General features: G+C 42.4%; 13 protein-coding genes. 5 read left to right on the top strand and 8 right to left on the bottom strand.

Going from position 1 to position 18,474, the window contains the following annotated elements; genetic code table 11:
• The 5 genes from QZY09_RS15990 to QZY09_RS15970 all read right to left on the bottom strand — a co-directional run.
• A partial coding sequence (locus QZY09_RS15990; RefSeq protein ID WP_295673984.1) for a metallophosphoesterase occupies positions 1-745 on the bottom strand: 745 nt, incomplete at its 3' end.
• Between the two features lie 83 nt (positions 746-828).
• Entirely contained in the window at positions 829-2,040 is a 1,212-nt protein-coding gene (locus tag QZY09_RS15985; protein ID WP_295673982.1) for a right-handed parallel beta-helix repeat-containing protein, read from the bottom strand.
• A gap of 25 nt (positions 2,041-2,065) precedes the next feature.
• The gene (locus tag QZY09_RS15980) at positions 2,066-4,780 is read right to left on the bottom strand and encodes a TonB-dependent receptor (protein ID WP_295673981.1); all 2,715 of its coding nucleotides are present in this window, start codon (positions 4,778-4,780) and stop codon (positions 2,066-2,068) included.
• Positions 4,781-5,100: 320 nt separating this feature from the next.
• Positions 5,101-6,441, bottom strand: a complete 1,341-nt coding sequence (locus QZY09_RS15975; RefSeq protein ID WP_295673979.1) for a sugar porter family MFS transporter — start codon at positions 6,439-6,441, stop codon at positions 5,101-5,103.
• 131 nt (positions 6,442-6,572) lie between these two features.
• Entirely contained in the window at positions 6,573-7,349 is a 777-nt protein-coding gene (locus QZY09_RS15970; RefSeq protein ID WP_295673977.1) for a hypothetical protein, read from the bottom strand.
• Between the two features lie 247 nt (positions 7,350-7,596).
• Here QZY09_RS15970 and QZY09_RS15965 point away from each other — a divergent pair, with 247 nt between their 5' ends.
• Together QZY09_RS15965 and QZY09_RS15960 are read left to right on the top strand one after the other, a co-directional pair.
• Positions 7,597-8,316, top strand: a complete 720-nt coding sequence (locus QZY09_RS15965) for a DUF4397 domain-containing protein (protein WP_295673975.1) — start codon at positions 7,597-7,599, stop codon at positions 8,314-8,316.
• 120 nt (positions 8,317-8,436) lie between these two features.
• Entirely contained in the window at positions 8,437-9,567 is a 1,131-nt protein-coding gene (locus QZY09_RS15960; protein WP_295673974.1) for a hypothetical protein, read from the top strand.
• Between the two features lie 26 nt (positions 9,568-9,593).
• On the opposite strand, the gene QZY09_RS15955 is transcribed toward QZY09_RS15960, so the two are convergent.
• On the bottom strand, positions 9,594-10,727 hold the full coding sequence (locus QZY09_RS15955; RefSeq protein ID WP_295673972.1) for a glycerate kinase: 1,134 nt from the start codon (positions 10,725-10,727) through the stop codon (positions 9,594-9,596).
• A 1-nt stretch (position 10,728) separates the two neighbouring features.
• Entirely contained in the window at positions 10,729-12,057 is a 1,329-nt protein-coding gene (locus tag QZY09_RS15950) for a GntP family permease (RefSeq protein WP_295673970.1), read from the bottom strand.
• Positions 12,058-12,340: 283 nt separating this feature from the next.
• On the opposite strand from QZY09_RS15950, the gene QZY09_RS15945 reads away from it, so the two are divergent.
• Positions 12,341-13,993, top strand: coding sequence for a hypothetical protein (locus tag QZY09_RS15945; RefSeq protein ID WP_295673968.1), 1,653 nt, complete (start codon positions 12,341-12,343; stop codon positions 13,991-13,993).
• A gap of 238 nt (positions 13,994-14,231) precedes the next feature.
• Here the strand turns inward: QZY09_RS15945 and clpB are convergent, their stop codons facing one another.
• Positions 14,232-16,847, bottom strand: a complete 2,616-nt coding sequence (gene clpB, locus QZY09_RS15940; RefSeq protein WP_295673967.1) for an ATP-dependent chaperone ClpB — start codon at positions 16,845-16,847, stop codon at positions 14,232-14,234.
• A gap of 267 nt (positions 16,848-17,114) precedes the next feature.
• Here clpB and QZY09_RS15935 point away from each other — a divergent pair, with 267 nt between their 5' ends.
• Entirely contained in the window at positions 17,115-18,224 is a 1,110-nt protein-coding gene (locus QZY09_RS15935; protein WP_295673965.1) for a HAMP domain-containing sensor histidine kinase, read from the top strand.
• Between the two features lie 15 nt (positions 18,225-18,239).
• On the top strand, positions 18,240-18,446 hold the full coding sequence (locus tag QZY09_RS24790; RefSeq protein ID WP_367119233.1) for a sensor histidine kinase: 207 nt from the start codon (positions 18,240-18,242) through the stop codon (positions 18,444-18,446).
• Positions 18,447-18,474 lie beyond the last annotated feature (28 nt).

The following is an 18,474-nucleotide window of genomic DNA, read 5'->3' as shown; positions in this document are numbered from 1 at the left end:
GCATGGTTAACGTATCGTAATTGTTGATACGCGGGCCTACGGTATGATAAGGATGATGCCCGATCACTATTTTCCAGCTAACTTCCGGCGATGCCTGTTTAAATGTGTCATTCAGCCATATCATTTGCTTTTCAACATAGTCTGCCTTTGTTTCATGCAGAAAGGGGTCCGTATCTATAAAAACCAAAAGCGCTTTTGATTTGATCTTTGATGTTTTGTCTTCCTTTACAGGGCCGTCCTCTTTATCTTTTCCCTTGCTCAAACTTATCTCCTTTGCATAATAACGGGCAGGCATATCCCAGCGACGGCTAATTTTACCGTATTTTATCTGGGACTCAACATCCGAATGATAATCATGATTCCCCAATACCGGGTACCAGTCGCATTGCAGAGAATGCGCGGTGTAAATATTTTCAAATGAATAATGCCACAAGGGATCAAATTCGCTAACGACGCCTTTTGGGTAAAAATTATCTCCTACCGAAATAACAAAATCAAGGGGGTGTTCCGTTCCCCAGATGCCCATTTGTTTTGCTACTTCCAATTGATCGTACTCTCCGTTGCGGCCCCAGTCGCCCAAAGCCATAAAATGCAAAGCATAATCATCCTTTATTTTCGGAATAAGCGTTAAGTCTTCGCTGTTAATATAAGTTATCCTTTTTCCCGCGAACGAACTGAACGGGGCCAAAACAGAGGCGCCAATTGCCGTAAGCGTAGTATTTTTAACAAAATCTCTTCGTTTCATATCAATTTATTTATGAAAGCTATTTAAATAAAAAAGGATTTGCCAAAGCAAACCCTTTCTTATTATGATGAAATTCAGGTTGATTAATGTTTGTTGCCTTTACCGTCAGCAGTGTAAGCACCCATATCAGCATTGTAAGTTGCATTCCCTTTGCCAATGGCCGGTGATCCCGCTTTTAAATGAAAATCATTATTGTTCGGAGCTCCGTTAGGATTCAAAAATGAACCATCAAAGCTTACAAACATTGGGTCGCCGTTTCCAACAGCCGTAGATACGATATCGGAGGTTTGTGCAACACCAAGCGCACCGGCAGGGTAATACCCGTCCCTTAAGTTAACAACAACGTTAGGGGTCACTGTTTTATCCGTAAATGTTAGTGCTGATGAATAGAATAAGTTATTACCGTAATTTACGTTATTATTTCCGTCATCAGTAAATATTTCCAAACCATGGTAGCAGTTTACGATGATGTTGTTATAGATATTACCTTTTGCACTAACACCGGCAGATACACCTCTGCCTGGTTCTGCAGCGCCTCTTCTCCATCCGCCGGCAACAATGGTATTGTTATACACATTTACATTGGTTAATGTAGTGGTTACCACAGCCGCTGTTTCTAATTTAATGCCTGTACCAGCCTGGCTGAATATAACATTATAAGCAACAGTGCCGGTAGCTCCCGTTTTTAAGTTGATCGCTTCGCCATCAGTGCTCCCGCCTGACTGGATGGTATTTCTAAGTATGGTAACCTGTGCGCCGCCAAAAAGTCCTAAACCATCGTCCTGACCATTTTCAATCCAACTGTCTTCTATATCTACTTTTATAGGTTTTGCAACCACCAGCGTCCTCCTGGCGCTGCCTTTATTATCAGGGCCGCCTGTATTAAAAATCTTTGTCCATTGTATCGTCACGGCCTGTGCGCTGTCGCAGGCAAAACCGCCCCAGGTGCCCGGTGTGTTAGAATCGGAATTAAATGATACCGGATTTGTTTGCGTCCCCATAGACTGAAAAACGCCTTGAATTTTAAACTGGGAGTTGTTTTTTACAACGATGATGGCACCTGGCTGAGCAAGTAAAGTGTCGCCTTTGTTTACGTTAATATCTGCAGTCACTGTATAAGTTGAACCTGTCAACAGCGTTCCTTTTACAAAACCACTGATGTTCCCGGCAGCAATCGGGTGCGATGGCGGAATCACCGGCTTTATAACGCCGGTATTTTCCTTTTTTGAGCACGAAGCTATTGATGCGGCTAAAGTTATAGCGGCAATCCAGCATGAGAGTTGTTTTGTTTTCATTTTGATAAATTATTAATAGTCGTTTTTAGTAATTGTACCGCGCACCTACCAGGTAGGTAGCCTTTGTAATTTCGTTACCGTTTTGAAAGTTGTGTAAAACAACTGTTGTGTGTGTATTTAAAAGATTATTGAGTTTGGTGAATATGGTAAAGTGTTTACCTATGCTTTTATCGGCAGAAAATGCGAGGGACGACAAAGGCTGTTGGATATAATTATCACCATTGTCCGGATAACGCCCCACTAATGTTTTACCTAAGTACTGAAAGGCAAGCTGGGCATTTAGGCCTGTCTTTTTGTTTCTGTATAAAAGCGAAACATTCAGGTCATGAACAGATGCGCCGCTAAGCATCCTATGCTCAATCGTATCCTGGGTAGGATTTAACCGGTTTATTTTCTTGTTATCAGTAACGTCAGAATAATTATAAGCGTAATTACCGCTTATGCCGTAATTGCCTATAAATTTGGTATACCCCAGCTCAACACCAGCTACCTTCGCCGATCCGGTATTGATGGGCATAATCACACTGCTGTTTCCACCAACATAGGCAAATTCAATAGGGTTAGTTAATTGTTTATAATAGGTTCCAATAAAAAACTGCTCATCGGCCTTTGGGAAAATCTCATACCTGAAATCATAATTATTTGCTGTGGTGTGCTTTAAAGCCGGATTGCCTAGTGTTGACACCCCGTTGCTGGCACCTGTGGAGCCTGTGGGCACCAGTTCAAAGTAAGCGGGCCTTGCTATGGAGGCGTAATAAGCCAATCGTAAATTAGCTTTTTCACTTACCTTGTATTTTATATTGACACTCGGTAATAAATCAGTATAATTCTTGGTTATCTCGCTTGCATTCGTGATATCCTGTAAAACATGGATATCCTGTGAGGTGGTTTCAGCCCTCACTCCGCCTAAAAGCTCTAATTTAGGGAACGAAACCTTCGCCATCCCGTAGTATGCACCAACATCCTCAGTAGCTGTATAATTATTTACGTTGTAAGCCCCGGCACCGTAGACGTTGTAAACAGACCATTGCAAAGTATAGATATTAGTAAAAGCCGGCTTGCCGCCGTTAGCATCAGCAACATTTTTTAAAATGTACTCATCTTCATAGTTATACCTTGATTTGTGGCGGTATAAGCCGCCTGCCTTTATTTCAAGCAGGGCGTTTTTAATTTTGGTTTTATAGGTAATTTTACCGGCGCCATCAAAATCCTTGTCATTGTTATGTGCCCAGGTACGATCTATCTCATCAAAAAATTCAGGGGTTTTTGTAAAACCGGTAGCAGGATCGTAAGCTATTAAAATATTGGAGCTGATAGCCGCCTGATCCGGGGTACGTACAAAAGCATCAGAGAATGCTCCGTACCAATCGAATGATAAATGTTCGCCTAAAACATGATTACCAGACAGCTTTATATTTTCAATATACTGGCTGGTTACGGTAGATTGCCTGGTGATGCTAACCGGCCCTGTCCCGGAAATTGTCCTGCCGCCATTACCTCCCCTGATGGAAGTATCCGCATTGAATAAAGCTTCTTCAATACGTGAATAAAGGAAAACATTATCGAATACGATCTTATTCCGATCGTTTATTTTATAATCCAAATGAGCAATGAGGTTATTCAGGATTTGCCGGCTTGATATTGCGCGATTATAAATGTCATTAATTACCGGCCGTCTATCCGGATCGTTAGGATCGGCGTTCCCGATATTCCCTTCGGTATTTGAACCGAAATAATTATTTTGATAGCTGTTGCCTATTATTAAACCAAGCTTATTGTTTAAAAACCTTTCGCCAAAACTTAAAGTAAAAGTTTCTGAAGGCGGAGCCTGGATATTTTTAAAGTCAAGGTTCGAGCGGGTAAAATCACCGGGCTGCGCTATGTAGTTGGCCTCATTTGTTTCAGATGGGCTATAGGTATGTATATCTTTCTTCGAAAAATCAACAAATTTGCGGTCGAGGAAAAGCTGTTCGTACCCGATAGAACTTGTTGCCGAAATTTCTCTTTTATCTGGTGCATCTTTAAACACCATGTTTACCGTTCCACCAATGGCGTCGCCTTCCATTTCCGGCGTTAATGTTTTGTCAACTTCAATCCTGGCCAACAAATCTGAAGGGACTACGCTTAACGATACTAACCTGGTTTTACTGGAAGGGCTTGCTATTTGGATCCCGTTGATCAGGGTATTATTATACCGCGGTTCCAGCCCCCGAATTATTGCGAAAGCATCATCTCCGCCCGCATTCCGCTGTATAGTAACGCCTGAAACACGTTGTAATACGTTTGCAGCATTGATATCCGGTGATTTGGCAATGGCTTGTGCGCTGATAACGTTTTTTACGTTATCTGAGTTTTTTTCATTTGCCCTTGCAGCAGCTTCATTTTCGGTCAAAAGACGCCCATGAACATTTACCTCATTTAAGTTCTGAGTGTTTTGATGCAATTTCATATTCAGCACCAAAGCCTGACCTGAGCTTAATGTGACGTTTTCCGAATGATCCAGGTAACTGATGTATTTAACAACTACCTGGTGTTTCCCCGGCGATACATTTAATAATGCATATTCTCCTTTGTCATTAACAACCGAAGAATTCTTGCTGCCGTCTAAATAAACTACCGCACCCGCCAATGGCTCGTTGTTATTTTTATCGGCTACACGGCCACTGATAGAAGCATTTTGAGCAAATACGCTTGCTGAGAAAAGTATAAAAAAGGAGAGTAAGTAAAACTTTGCAACCATTCCGATTCGTTGATTTAGATCAAAAAACCTGGTCAATTCTGGATTAATTCTGAATTTTTAGCGCCAATTTAAAGGCTTAATGCTTTGATAATAAGCATTTAACAATCGGACATTTAATCTGATTTTATTGAACATTATCAGCATCTAAACTTAACGAAAACATAAAGGTTAAAAATTCATTCTTCGTGGTTTAATGACGATATACGCGCATCAAACAGATACCCGGTAAAATGAATACAAGAAACGAAAAATGGAGAAAAAACAAAAACCACGGGAGAGTTTCCTGTGGCTTTTGTATTAACAAAGTGGAATTTATTCTTTTAGTGTCCTATCAAAGTGTGCTCAATATCTTCCAATGATTTGCCTTTGGTTTCAGGCATCATCTTCCAAACAAACAGCAATTGGAATACCATCATGATGGTAAAAAACAAAAACGTGTTTCCGCCGCCTAGCTTTTCGGTAAAATAGGGGAAAATAAAAGTGATTAATGCCGCCATAAACCAATGGGTAAAGCTGCCGAGTGTTTGCCCTTTGGCACGCACCTGGTTCGGGAAGATCTCGGAGATAAATACCCAGATAACGGCACCTTGTGAAAAAGAGAAAAATGCGATAAACAACGACAAGTATATTATTATATAATAGCCACTAAAATTTTGCGTAAAAAACGAAAAGCTTACTAAGCCTAACGTGAGGATCAACCCGACCGACCCAATAAACATCAGCTTTCTGCGGCCCACGCTGTCAATAAATTTGATGGCTATCATCGTAAACGTAAAGTTAACGATACCCAGACCCAGCGATGAGGCCAGGGAAGCGTTTTTACCAAGGCCCGTCATTTCAAATATCCGGGGAGCATAGTAAAGTATAGCGTTAATACCCGAAACCTGGTTAAAAAATGCAATCAGTACGGCAAGTCTTGCGGGCACTTTGTACCTGCCGCTGAATAGTTCTTTTCCGCCCGGCTCTTCAGCATCTTCTTTGTTGCTTTTGACGATCGAATCCAATTCTCCTTGAAAACCATCAGGATTAATAATTTGAAATATATCTTTTGCTTCATCATAACGTCCTTGCAGGAGTAACCAGCGCGGGCTCTCAGGTACTAATTTCAGCAAGAGCAAAAATATAAGTGAAGGAACGGCCATTACGCCGAGCATATAACGCCATGCATCATTGTGCGAGGGTCCCAGTATCCGAACGATGACAAGGTTTGAAAGCAAAGCGATCACAATACCAAATACAATGTTAAACTGGAACAAAACCACTAACCTGCCCCTGGCAGCAGCCGGTGAAATTTCCGATATATATATCGGTGCAATAATTGATGAAGCGCCCACCCCTATCCCGCCGATAAAGCGAAAGATCATGAACAGGTACCAGTTGGTTGCGAATGAAGAAAATATTGCTGAAAATAAAAATATCAGCGCGATGATAATGAGCGACTTTTTACGGCCGAGGGCGTCTGCAGGTATCCGTCCGAAGAACGCGCCGCAAACCGTGCCAACAATGGCTATGGACGTTGTAAGGCCATGTGCTAAGGCCCCAAGTTGCCAATAAGCCTGGATGGCTTGTTCTGCACCGGAAATAACAACGGTATCAAACCCGAAAATAAAGCCGCCAATAGCGACGATAACGGACCAAAGGATAACTTTTCTCTGAATCATAATAAAGGTGAAATAATTGAAGGTTCTTCAAATATATACTTTGTTATGATTAGTTGCTAAAAAAGGTTGTAAGGGTTGTAATTTAAAACCTTTACCACTACTTACAACCCTTACAACTTATTTCAACTACCTCAGGCCACAATCAGTTTCAGATCTGCCTGCAATGCGGCCAGGTCAAAACCGCTGGGGGCGGTTTTTGCACCAGCAAAGTCGGTGCTGATAATGGCATAGGCTTCATCACAATAGGCGTTCCAAAAAGACCACGTCATCTTTTTGGTAGCACCCCAGGTTATAATGGTCAATCCGTGGCTATCATAACCGACCACGCACACCGCATGGCCGCCCCATGATCCAGGCGCACCCCTACCGGTTGCACCGCCCGGCGGCACCGACCAAACTTTTTGTGTTTGCGCGGTTAAAGGTAAGGACACCCCGATATAACAGCCGCCAAATAAAAAAGTACCTAATTTAATATGGGTTTCATTTTTGGGTTCAAGCGATGCATATGCCATTATTTTATGCCCGGCAATTCCTGTCTTTCTCCAGTAATTCAGCACATTGGTTTCAACCGCGCCGTTATCATTTTTGCCTGTAGCCGGATCATACCCGGTTATGGACGAATAAGCATTGATAATATCCTGATCTGATGGGGTAACCAGGGCGCCGTTATCATCTGTCCACTCCATTATTAAATGCCCGGCGGCGGCGCAGGTACAATCTCCAATTTTATCATTAGCCATCATCCCCCATCCCGTTGCAGGTATGTTTTTTGCATAAATGTATTTTGCGGGCGTTGGCGGCAATGCGTCAGGGGTTAAATAGTTAGCCATCAGTAACGTCCGGGGATCGTGAACTGCCGGCGACTTTCCAAGTTTCATATTGGAATGATCTGTTTGGTGAGCTTCCATAGCGTTAAGATTTTGTGTGTTTAGTAATGTTAGTATAAAACTAAACAAAATATAAACCGGGATACAAAGGGTTTTTACGGCAATTGGCCACGTAGTTTTACGGGATTTCATGAATGCGAATGCTTAGCCGTTGCAAGAACGGGATATAACACTTTAATTAAAAACGGCAAAATTTAACATCGCTTTTGTAGCGAATTAAGCCCGGATCTCGTTATGGCAATAAAATAGTTTCAAAAATACCTGCATTATGAAAAGGCTTTTAAAAAATTCAAAAAAAATGAAATGGGGAATAGGCGCGTTGGGGTTATTTTCCTTATTGTTAAGCTCGTGCCTGAAAGATACCTCTAATTACGTGGCCCCGCCTACCGCGCTGGTAACTTTTTACCAGGCATCGCCTGATGAACCGGCCATGAACCTTGCTTTAAACACCAACCAGGTTAATCAAAACCCGCTTTACTATGGTGATGATATTGACTATTTCAGGGCATACGCGGGGCAAAGAACGGTAAATCTCTTTTTTACAAACTCATTGAACACCATTACAACAGCTACGGTTACGCTTGTCGCGAATAATGCCTATTCGCTTTTCCTTGCTAATACAAGCGCGCATCCCGAAATAGTTTTACTGAACGATACCCTTAACAGACCTGCGTCGGGCAACGCAAGTATTCGCCTGGTAAATCTAAGTCCCGATGCCTCTGCCGTTGATTTGAAAGTACAGGGCGGCCAGGTTTTAGTTTCAAACAAGGCTTTTAAAGGGTATTCGTCATTTTTGCCAATCAGCGGGCAAACAAATTATACCTTCCAAATCATGCAAACCGGCACCAATACGGTTTTAGCGACCTTACCTAACGTACCCATTAGTAACGGTTTTGTATATACTATTTTGTTTCATGGATTGGCCAATACCACAAATAACGGCGATAAATTGGCTGCGGACCTCATTACTAACGCCTATTTTTATTAGCAGTCCGCATAACAGTTAAACAACCAACAGAACTGGCCACTATTATCATAAATAAAAACCCGGTTTACATAAGCAAATCGGGTTTTATTTTTTTATTTTGGTAAGATTTAAACTCCGCCAATGCGCAGCACCACCTTACCGGGCCAGTACGAAAAATTAAATATATTGATTGTAAGGGTAACTTGTTTTTGCTGGCTGCCTGTAAAGTTGCTGGGGTGGCGCATGTTCACTACAAGCCGGTTATTTCCAACCGCGCCGGTTTTTGAATTTACCGGCCATTTCCCGCCGGCCATTCATATTGCCTTATTTAGCCTTTCCATATTATTTCTTTTAGCACTGCTCATCGCGCCAAAAAACAAAATATTTTTGACTGGTTTACTGTTAGCAGAACTCCTATCCTGCCTGTTAGACCAAAACAGGATTCAGCCCTGGGATTACCTGTACATGTTTACGCTCTTTATTTTTATTGTAAATGCAGGCAATCAAAAGTTAGCTACTATTGCTTTTGCATTCATTTTAGCATCAACTTATTTTTACAGCGGTTTGGGCAAACTTAATGAAGGTTTTTTGCAAACCATCTGGAGTAAAATGATCCTTCATTTATTCCTCCGGATCCCGACAAAAACCACGCAGCAAGGCTTGTTATTTTATGCCGGCCTTTGTGCCGGCTTTTTTGAGTTGACAGCTGGTTTAGGCTTGCTCTTTATAAGAACCAGAAAAATATCAGCAGGGTTGTTAATATTAATGCACCTGTTTATCCTTATATTTTTAGGTCCGTTCGGCCTGCGCTACAATCGCATTGTATGGCCATGGAATATTGCCATGATCCTCTATTTATACCTCATCTTCTTAAAAAGTGAAAAAACAGACCTGCCATTTATATATCTTCTTTCAGGCAGAAATGTACTCGTTTTGATTTGCTGGGGAATTTTGCCAGCCCTCAACATGGCAGGTTACTGGGACAATTACTTATCGTCGGCAATGTATTCCGGCAAATTACCGCAAATGCTTATTTGCGTTAAAGATACCAGCAAGTGCCCCGGGTTAAGGCGGTTTTACAGGCCTGATTACCGCCATCTCTGCAACGGTTGTAACACGATCGACCTTGGATATTGGGCCTTATCTGAAACTAATGTAGCGCCATATCCTGAAATAAGGGTTTATAAAAAAATCCAGCATCAGTTGGAAATACAATACCCGGCAGCGGGCCTGAGTTTTAATTACCTGGTGGAAGGGAAAAACAGGAAATAATATCACTTTGGATTACCTGTCATACTTTATTTATTTAACGATAACAGGTCTCCAATCACCCTGGATGTCCTTAGCAGGTTCGCCCTTGTATGCTTTAAAGCTTCTGGCAGGCCTGCAGGCCCGTTTCCAATAGCCAGCAGTACATCGAAATACCTATTTAACTCAGAATTACTGTCCGGCGGAACAAGGCCGGCTAATCCTATCACCGGTATTTTATTTTTTTTTGCCTGTTCGGCAACACCAAAAGGGCCTTTGCCCTGCAGCGTTTGCATATCAATACTGCCTTCGCCGGTGATCAATAAATTACTTTTTTTCAGCTCAGCATCAAAACCGGTTACCTGTAAAAAGTATCCGATTCCATTAACCAGTTTTGCATTTAAAAAGGCACTTAAACCTGCAGCTGCTCCGCCGGCGGTACCGCCATAATTCATTTCCGACATTCTTTTGCCATCCTGCTTATAGGTAATATCATCAAGGCTGACCAGGAATTTTTCGAGCTTAGCCACATCATCCGGGCCGGCGCCCTTTTGCGGACCGAATATAGCCGCTGAGCCATCGGGACCCAGTAGTTTGTTGTTTACATCGCATAACACAATTATTTCACAATCAAAAATGCGTTGATCAAGCTGCGATATGTCTATCCGCGCGAGATTTGTAAGACCTTGTGGAACAGGTTGCAAAAGATTATCTGCCTTATCAAAAAATCTTACGCCCAGCGCGGCCAAAATACCGCAGCCGCCATCAACAGTGGCCGAGCCGCCCATCGCAATAATGATCTTATTTGCGCCTGCATCCAGTGCAAAGCTGATCAGTTCACCCGTTCCGGCTGACGAGGCCAGCCTTGGATTTAGCTCATCTTTATTTAAAAGTCTTAATCCTGATGCGTCTGCCATTTCAACAACCGCTGTCTTCCCATTATCGATCAAGCCGAATTGTGACACGATCTTCGTACCCAAAGGATTCTTGACTTCTTTTTTAATGACCTTACCTTTGCATTGTTTGATGATCAGTGACCCCGTGCCATCGCCCCCATCGGCAATCGGGAAACAAGTGATAGTACATTTAAGTTTACTCATTTGCAGCCCTTGTTTGATAGCCAATGCCGCGTCTTCGGCAGAAAGGCTGTTCTTAAAAGCGTTTGGGGCTATCAATATGTGCATGTCAGATAAATTTAGAAAGAATATAAACCAACGTGATTGAAGTTAGCCCCATAAAAATGGTAGCTATAGCATAAACCCTAAGCATTGCCTTCATTTCAAGACCTGAAAATTTAGCGATCACCCAAAAATAAGCGTCGTTGGCATGTGATATCATCATTGAACCAGCTCCCATTGCCAGTACACATAATAACCTTCCATTTTCGGAATCAAGGCCCAAGTTTGCCAACAGGGGTTGTACAATGGTTGCCGCAGTAATAATAGCTACTGTTGATGAACCTTGTGCTGTTTTTAAAACGAAGGTTAACAGGAAAGGGAAAAATAAACCCAAATAGCCGAGGTTTAAAAACTCACTGAAATGGACGCCTATTTTTGTTGCAGCCAATATGGCACCAAAAGCGCCGCCGGCACCAATGATGATCAATATCCCGCCCGCTTTATCCACCGAATCCTGCAAAAGGGTCCCTAATTCAGTTTTCGTCCAATTTCTTTTGCAATTGAAGGCCAGCAAAATGCCAACCATAAGCGCTGTAACGGGATCACCAACAGAGAGCAGTTGGACAAGCCATTTGGCATGAGATAAAACACCCAGGGTAATGAAAGATTTTAAAGCTATTAATAATAAAGGCACAATAATTGGCAAAAAAGCTTTGATAACCGAAGGCCCCTGCAACATTACTGCGGGGTTTACTTCAATCACGGGTTTGTCGTCCGGGTATTTTCTTCCCGCATACTTTGCCCAAAGGTTTCCGACGATCATTCCGGGGATACCAATGATGGCGCCGTATACCATCAGTTTACCAATATCAGCTCCTATGATTCCTGCGGCAGCAGTACTACCCGGGTGCGGGGGCGCCATGCAATGAACAGCATAAAGACCCGTTGCCAATGAAACCGACATCATGGTTAACGGTATTCCGGCCCGCCGGGCAAGGCTTTTGTTCAGTCCGCTCAATACGATGAATCCTGAATCACAAAATATAGGCAACCCGACTATAAAACCTGTAATGCTCATCGCCCAGGCTGCGTGTTTCTCGCCGGTCCTTTTCAAAATATAACCTGCCATTACTGCCGTACTTCCGGTGTATTCAAGCAACACTCCTAACGTTGTGCCCAAAACGATCACAAGGCCTAATAATTTAAGGATATTGCCAAACCCATCTTTAATTGTTACTATCATTAAACCAATGGGCATTTGCACACTCAAACCCACCAGGAACGCCGATAAGATCAAAGCAAAAAAAGCCGGAACTTTATATTTGGTGGTAAGCAGAACAATTAAGGCTATAGCTGCAATAAGGCATATTAACAAGTATAAAAAAGATGCAGTCATCCGCCTTGGAATTTAATGATTTATCAGAGAATTACAGGAAAAATCAAATTTATGATATAATCGCAAAGTGCAGCAAAAAACAATTTAAAACCAATGGGTAATCAGGTGATATTAAAAAAGCGACTGACACCTATATTCATGATTAATATCACTTTTTCAAAATAAAATACTTTTTACCTTTGATAGTATCCGAAAATATTTACTTTTATAATACCCCGCAGTTTTATTATAACCTTATTTAAATACCCGTTTACAGTTTAACAATTATTTAACCTCTAATTTTATGAAATCATTTTTTCTAGCATTGTTTATGTTCGCTATTTGCAGCATAAGTTACGCGCAAAACCCGGTTGTGGACACACATCCGAGGGCTCAGATTTACGTTATCGATCCACAATCGGGCCAGGAAACCCCTGTGAATACCGATTTGGCAATCTTATTTAAAAATTCACTGATTGACCTGGTTAGAACTACTGCCAGTGCAAATATGGTATTATCAGGACTTTCTCCTGAATTCAATAACAGAGTTTTTACCATTACGCAAATGGGCGTTGAAACGAATGTTAATGGCTACCAGATCTCGCTGGACCACCAGGCGCAAAATCCCGAGCAAAATAAAAATGCGTACACCTTTGTTTATCATGTTGATGATAATACCTTATATTATTTTGACCAAAACACACAGTCATGGGTACAGGAAAGAATATTAGCTAACAATGTATTTAACCTTAGAAAAGCGGCAATGTATGCCCAAAAGTTTAATGAGGAACTTGCAAACCAGCCGTTGCCAGAGCAAGGTGGACAGGTTGCTGTTGACGCAGCGGTTGATTTAGACCAGCCTGTGGATGCTGATGTAGCCGCAGACAATGCACCACCAGAAATGCCCGAATACGAACAACCTGAATGCCCAAGCGATGGGTATCTGTGGCAGCCGGGCTATTGGGCCTTTAGCCGCGAAAGAGGAGATTATTATTGGGTACCTGGCGCATGGGTGGCGCCGCCAAATCCGGGTGTTTTATGGACACCTCCTTACTGGGGTTACGAAGGCAACCGCTACATTTTCCATATAGGTTATTGGGGCGATCATATTGGTTTTTACGGTGGCATAAATTATGGATATGGTTATTCAGGACACGGTTACTATGGCGGCGAATGGCGTGAAGGGCGTTTTCATTATAATACTGCCGTAGTTAGGGTAAACCGTACAGTGGTAAGAAATGTTTACGTAAACAGGGTAGTGATCAGAAATAACGAAATACGTAATCGCAACAGCTTCACCGGCGGTCGCGGTGGCATAGATGCCAGGCCAACAGCAGCAGAAGTAAACGCAGGCCGTGAACGTCATTATAAACCAACTGCCGAACAAAACGGTAACCAGTGGCGGGCAAGGCAGAATCCTAACCAATTTACGAAAGGTAATCCCGGCGGAAAACCTGCCAACTTAGCCGTTCCAAAAGTCACCCCTTATCATCCACAAAATAATGGAGGAAACAAGGCTGGCCAGGGTATAGGAGGCAAACAAAATCAGCCACAAGGCAATAACCCGGGCAGGCCAACCGGCCAGGGAAATAACCCGGCCAGACCTAATGGCCAGAATGCAAATCCAGGAAATCCAAATAAACCAGGTGTCAATCCAAATAAACCGGCAGGTTTAGGTAATAATCCAGGTAATCCTGCAGCGCCGGGTGCCAATCCAAATAAACCGGCGGGTGCGGGTAACAACCCTGCAAACCCTAACGCGCCGGGTGCCAATCCAAATAAACCGGCTGGCGCGGGCAACAACCCGGCAAAACCAACCGGATTACCCGCAAATCCGCCGAAGCCTGTTAATAAGCCGGCAAATCCACCGAAGCCTGTTGTACAACCAGCCAAACCGGCCAAACCAGCAGAAAACAAACCAAAGCAACAGGACAAACCTGTAAAACAAAACAATTAACAGGCGATGCAATAAGCTTATAAATATTTTCTTAATACAAAAGGCTGCACTCTATTTAATCAGTGCAGCCTTTTGCTGTTCAATTTAAATCAAATTAGAAAAAATAAAAAGATCCATCTCCAACAAGCAATACCGATCGTGCTAATTGGGCGGTGTTAATTATTGTTATAGTTTACAAAAGTTACACGGCTATTAGGACAAAGCTTCAAACCTTCAGCGGCACCCAATGGTCTGTTTATTAGGCTTCCGCTACTTTCACCGCATGGTCATTTAAAAACACAAACTGGTTATCAAACATATCCAATTTTATTTTGCTGTCTTTATCCACCTTGCCCGCCAATATTTGTTTAGATAACTCATTCAGGATCTTTTTTTGGATCACCCGTTTTAAAGGCCTTGCTCCAAATTGAGGATCGTAGCCTAATTGTGCCAGCCAGTCCAATGCTTCCTCCGATGCCTCGATGGTTATTCCCATTTCAGCCAGGGTTTGCTGCACCTGTTTAAACTGCATTTTAACAATATCGGTAATCTCGTCCCTGCCAAGCGGAGTAAACATGATGATCTCATCAATCCGGTTTAAAAACTCAGGGCGAATTGTTTTTCTTAACAATTCAAACAGCTGGGATTTAGTTTTCGACATGATCTCGTCTTTGTCAAATTCACTGTAATCCTGGTAATTCTCCTGGATGATATTTGAGCCGATATTCGAGGTCATAATGATGATCGTATTTTTAAAGTTTACCACCCTGCCTTTATTATCGGTTAAACGACCGTCATCCAAAACCTGCAACAGGATATTGAATACATCCGGGTGGGCTTTTTCTATCTCATCCAATAATACTACGCTGTATGGCTTACGGCGTACGGCTTCGGTTAACTGTCCGCCTTCATCATAACCAACATATCCCGGAGGCGCACCTACCAGCCTTGAAACAGAGTGGCGCTCCTGGTATTCGGACATATCAATCCTCACCAAAGCCCCTTCATCATTAAACAGGTATTCTGCCAAAGCTTTTGCAAGCTCTGTTTTACCCACACCGGTAGTTCCCAAAAATATAAAGGACCCAATTGGTTTTTTCTTATCCTGCAAACCGGCGCGGCTTCTGCGTATTGCATCACTTATCGCTTCAATCGCTTCCTCCTGCCCTGCCACACGTTTATGCAATTCATCTTCCAGGTGCAGCAGCTTTTCGCGCTCACTTTGTATCATTTTTGAAACAGGGATCCCTGTCCAGCGTGATACTACGCCGGCAATATCTTCCGAAGTAACTTCCTCTTTCAGCATACGGCTATCACTCTGGTTTTCCAAAAGCGCGGCTTTAAGTTCTTCCACTTCTTTTTGGGCTTTCACGATGGTGCCGTAACGCAATTCAGCCACCTTACCGTAATCACCGGCGCGTTCGGCCTGTTCAGCTTCCAATTTATAATTTTCTATCAATTCAACCTTTATGTTGATGCCATCAACAAGGTCTTTTTCGCCCTGCCATTTGGCGCGTAACGAATCCCTTTCTGCTGATAAGTTAGCGATCTCTACGCTCAGTTCCTTTACTTTTTTATCATCCTTTTCGCGCTTAATCGCTTCCCGCTCAATTTCCAGCTGCATAATGCGGCGATCCAGTTCATCAACGGCTTCGGGCACCGAATCCATCTCCAAACGCAGTTTGGAGGCGGCTTCATCCATCAGGTCGATCGCTTTATCCGGCAAAAACCTGTCGGATATATAACGCTGCGACATTTCAACGGCGGCGATAATCGCTTCATCCTTTATCCGCACTTTGTGGTGTGTTTCGTACCTTTCCTTTAAACCACGCAGAATCGAAATAGCGTCAGCGGTATCCGGTTCATCAACAATTACCATCTGGAACCTGCGCTCCAGCGCTTTATCTTTTTCAAGATATTTCTGGTATTCATTCAACGTAGTGGCGCCTATGGCCCTTAACTCACCTCGGGCCAGGGCAGGCTTTAAAATATTTGCTGCATCCATGGCGCCTTCGCCACCGCCTGCACCTACCAGTGTATGGATCTCATCAATAAATAAAATGATCTCGCCATCTGCCTGGGTCACTTCCTTTATCACCGCCTTTAAACGCTCTTCAAATTCACCTTTGTATTTGGCGCCGGCTATCAGCGCGCCCATATCCAGTGAATAAACAGTTTTTGTTTTCAGGCTTTCAGGAACGTCCCCCTTAATGATACGAAATGCAATACCTTCCGCAATAGCTGTTTTACCAACTCCCGGTTCGCCAACCAGTATTGGATTATTTTTTGTCCTCCTGGATAGTATCTGGATTACCCGCCTGATCTCCTCATCACGGCCGATCACCGGGTCAAGCTTGCCTGATTCTGCATACTCATTCAGATTACGGGCATATTTATTCAGGGCATTATAGGTTGCTTCAGCATTTTGGTCTGTTACCTTATTATCGCCGCGCAGGCTTACAATGGCCTTTTTAAGGTCTTTTTCGTTTACGCCGTAGTCTTTTAAGGCTGTGCTTGTTTTATCGTTTACAGATAAAATACCGAGTAATATATGCTCAACAGATACAAACTCATCCTTAAATTCCTTTAAATAAGATTGTGCTTTTTGCAAAGCCGAATTGGTACCTGCAGCCAGGTAAATATTGGTGCCACTTACTTTAGGGAACGAATTGATCTGCGTGTCAAGGGTTTCATTTAAACGGTTAACGTTTACATTTAACTTCTTTAGCAAATAAGTAATTACATTTTCATCAGCCAGCAATAAGCCCTTAAGCAGGTGTGTGGTTTCAATCGCCTGCTGCTGGTTCCCGGCAGCTATTTCAGAAGCTTTTTGTACGGCCTCTTGTGCTTTTATGGTAAAATTATTAAAATTCATCGTGTTTTTTTTAGGATAGAAGGTTACAGACGATTAAGTGTTTTGATAAGGATTGTCATCAACTATAAGCAAATAACCCACTTAATCAGTCTATTCATCGCTACCGGTTTTAACTAATCAAAACCCCTGCCACAACCTGAATTCTGCTAAATTGTCCATTTAAATTAATTCAATAAGTTATTTTGTCACAGCGGTTTTTGGGTTTTTTGATTATAAGTTGCACCATAAAATTTATACTTTTGTACTCCCGGTTAACCGCAAAATAAATTGAACAAAGCTCAATTAAAAAACTTAGGCAATAAATATAAATTTGACTGGCGTAATTACTATACCGGGCAAAACCTGATATCGGTTCGCGTAGCTTCGCTTATTTTTTTCTTATTAAATGCAGTCATTAGGGTACTCTACCTCGTTTTTCCTTTAAGCCTCACAAGAGCTGATAATTTTCCTGAATTCAATATAACGAATTGGGTGTTTTTAGGAACCAGCCTTTTATTCTATTCGCTCAGCTATTGGATGATTGATATTTACCGGAAAAAACGAAAAGCGACTGCCATATTGTCGTTATACATTTTTGGTTTTGCAATGTACCTGATCGTTTGTGGAATGTATTCCAGTTTTATAGCAACATCCGATCCCAAAAACGCGCTCGTACTTTATTTAATTGCACTATCCACGGTAAGCATATTATTTGTATTTGAATATTACGAAACCATTATGCTCATCATCGCGGCGGCGCTGGTATTTACATCGCTTTTGATCTGGGCCCAGACCGACCCGACCGAAATGGTTTATAATGAACTGATTTCTTTTGTTTTACTCGGCGGTTTTTATTTGATTTCCCGTTATTTTTTCACCTACAAATTCAACTACTACCTGCAGCTAATTGAGATAAAAGAGAAAAACCTGGAAATAGAACGTAGCAGCGATTTTAAAAGTCAATTATTGGGCACCGTTGCGCATGACCTACGCAATCCCATAGCAGCGGTTGAAACCCTTGCCATGGTGATGGAAATGGACGAAATAGACGCTGAATTACAGGAAAACCTGAATATGATAAAGGCATCGTGTGTACAGGCCCGAACGATCATTGATGAATTGCTTGAATCCGCCCGCAACCAGAATACAGCTGAGTTTATTACGGTAAGGACCGACCTGGACCAATTTATGGCGGGCGTTATCAATAAATGGGCAAACCAAAAAGGAAGTAAAAGTATTGAGTTGAACTGCCGCGTTGTGCCGGCATGGGTACAGCTTAACCATGAGAAATTTCAGCGTGTAATTGATAACCTTATTGGCAATGCCTTAAAATTTTCGAGGGAAAGAAGCACTATTGAGATAGATATCAGCAAAAAAGATTTCCGGATCATCATTTAAGTTAAGGATCAGGGTATCGGGATCCCTAAAGACAAATTACCTATAATTTTTGACGCCTTTACCAAAGCAGGTCGCCCCGGGCTCAAGGGCGAACAATCCACAGGGCTGGGCCTGAGCATAGTTAAACAGATCGTTGAAAAACACAACGGAAACATTGAGGTAGAAAGTGAAGAGGGCCGAGGGTCTGTTTTTCGCGTTACCTTGCCCGAAGATGCACAGTGAAGAAGTTGATAGTTGATGGTTCATGAAT

It is taken from the genome of uncultured Mucilaginibacter sp. (genome assembly GCF_903913935.1).
Classification (GTDB): Bacteria; Bacteroidota; Bacteroidia; order Sphingobacteriales; family Sphingobacteriaceae; genus Mucilaginibacter.
Note: the sequence above shows the minus strand (reverse complement) of the source record. Positions and strands in the feature narration are given on the sequence as shown.

Excerpts from the sequence above, each read along its gene's own strand:
- QZY09_RS15950 (WP_295673970.1), bottom strand. The coding sequence starts at position 12,057 with ATGACTGCATCTTTTTTATACTTGTTAATATGCCTTATTGCAGCTATA.
- QZY09_RS15980 (WP_295673981.1), bottom strand. The coding sequence starts at position 4,780 with ATGGTTGCAAAGTTTTACTTACTCTCCTTTTTTATACTTTTCTCAGCA.
- QZY09_RS15985 (WP_295673982.1), bottom strand. The coding sequence starts at position 2,040 with ATGAAAACAAAACAACTCTCATGCTGGATTGCCGCTATAACTTTAGCC.
- QZY09_RS15960 (WP_295673974.1), top strand. The coding sequence starts at position 8,437 with ATGCGCAGCACCACCTTACCGGGCCAGTACGAAAAATTAAATATATTG.
- QZY09_RS15965 (WP_295673975.1), top strand. The coding sequence starts at position 7,597 with ATGAAAAGGCTTTTAAAAAATTCAAAAAAAATGAAATGGGGAATAGGC.
- QZY09_RS15955 (WP_295673972.1), bottom strand. The coding sequence starts at position 10,727 with ATGCACATATTGATAGCCCCAAACGCTTTTAAGAACAGCCTTTCTGCC.
- clpB (WP_295673967.1), bottom strand. The coding sequence starts at position 16,847 with ATGAATTTTAATAATTTTACCATAAAAGCACAAGAGGCCGTACAAAAA.
- QZY09_RS15945 (WP_295673968.1), top strand. The coding sequence starts at position 12,341 with ATGAAATCATTTTTTCTAGCATTGTTTATGTTCGCTATTTGCAGCATA.
- QZY09_RS15970 (WP_295673977.1), bottom strand. The coding sequence starts at position 7,349 with ATGGAAGCTCACCAAACAGATCATTCCAATATGAAACTTGGAAAGTCG.
- QZY09_RS15975 (WP_295673979.1), bottom strand. The coding sequence starts at position 6,441 with ATGATTCAGAGAAAAGTTATCCTTTGGTCCGTTATCGTCGCTATTGGC.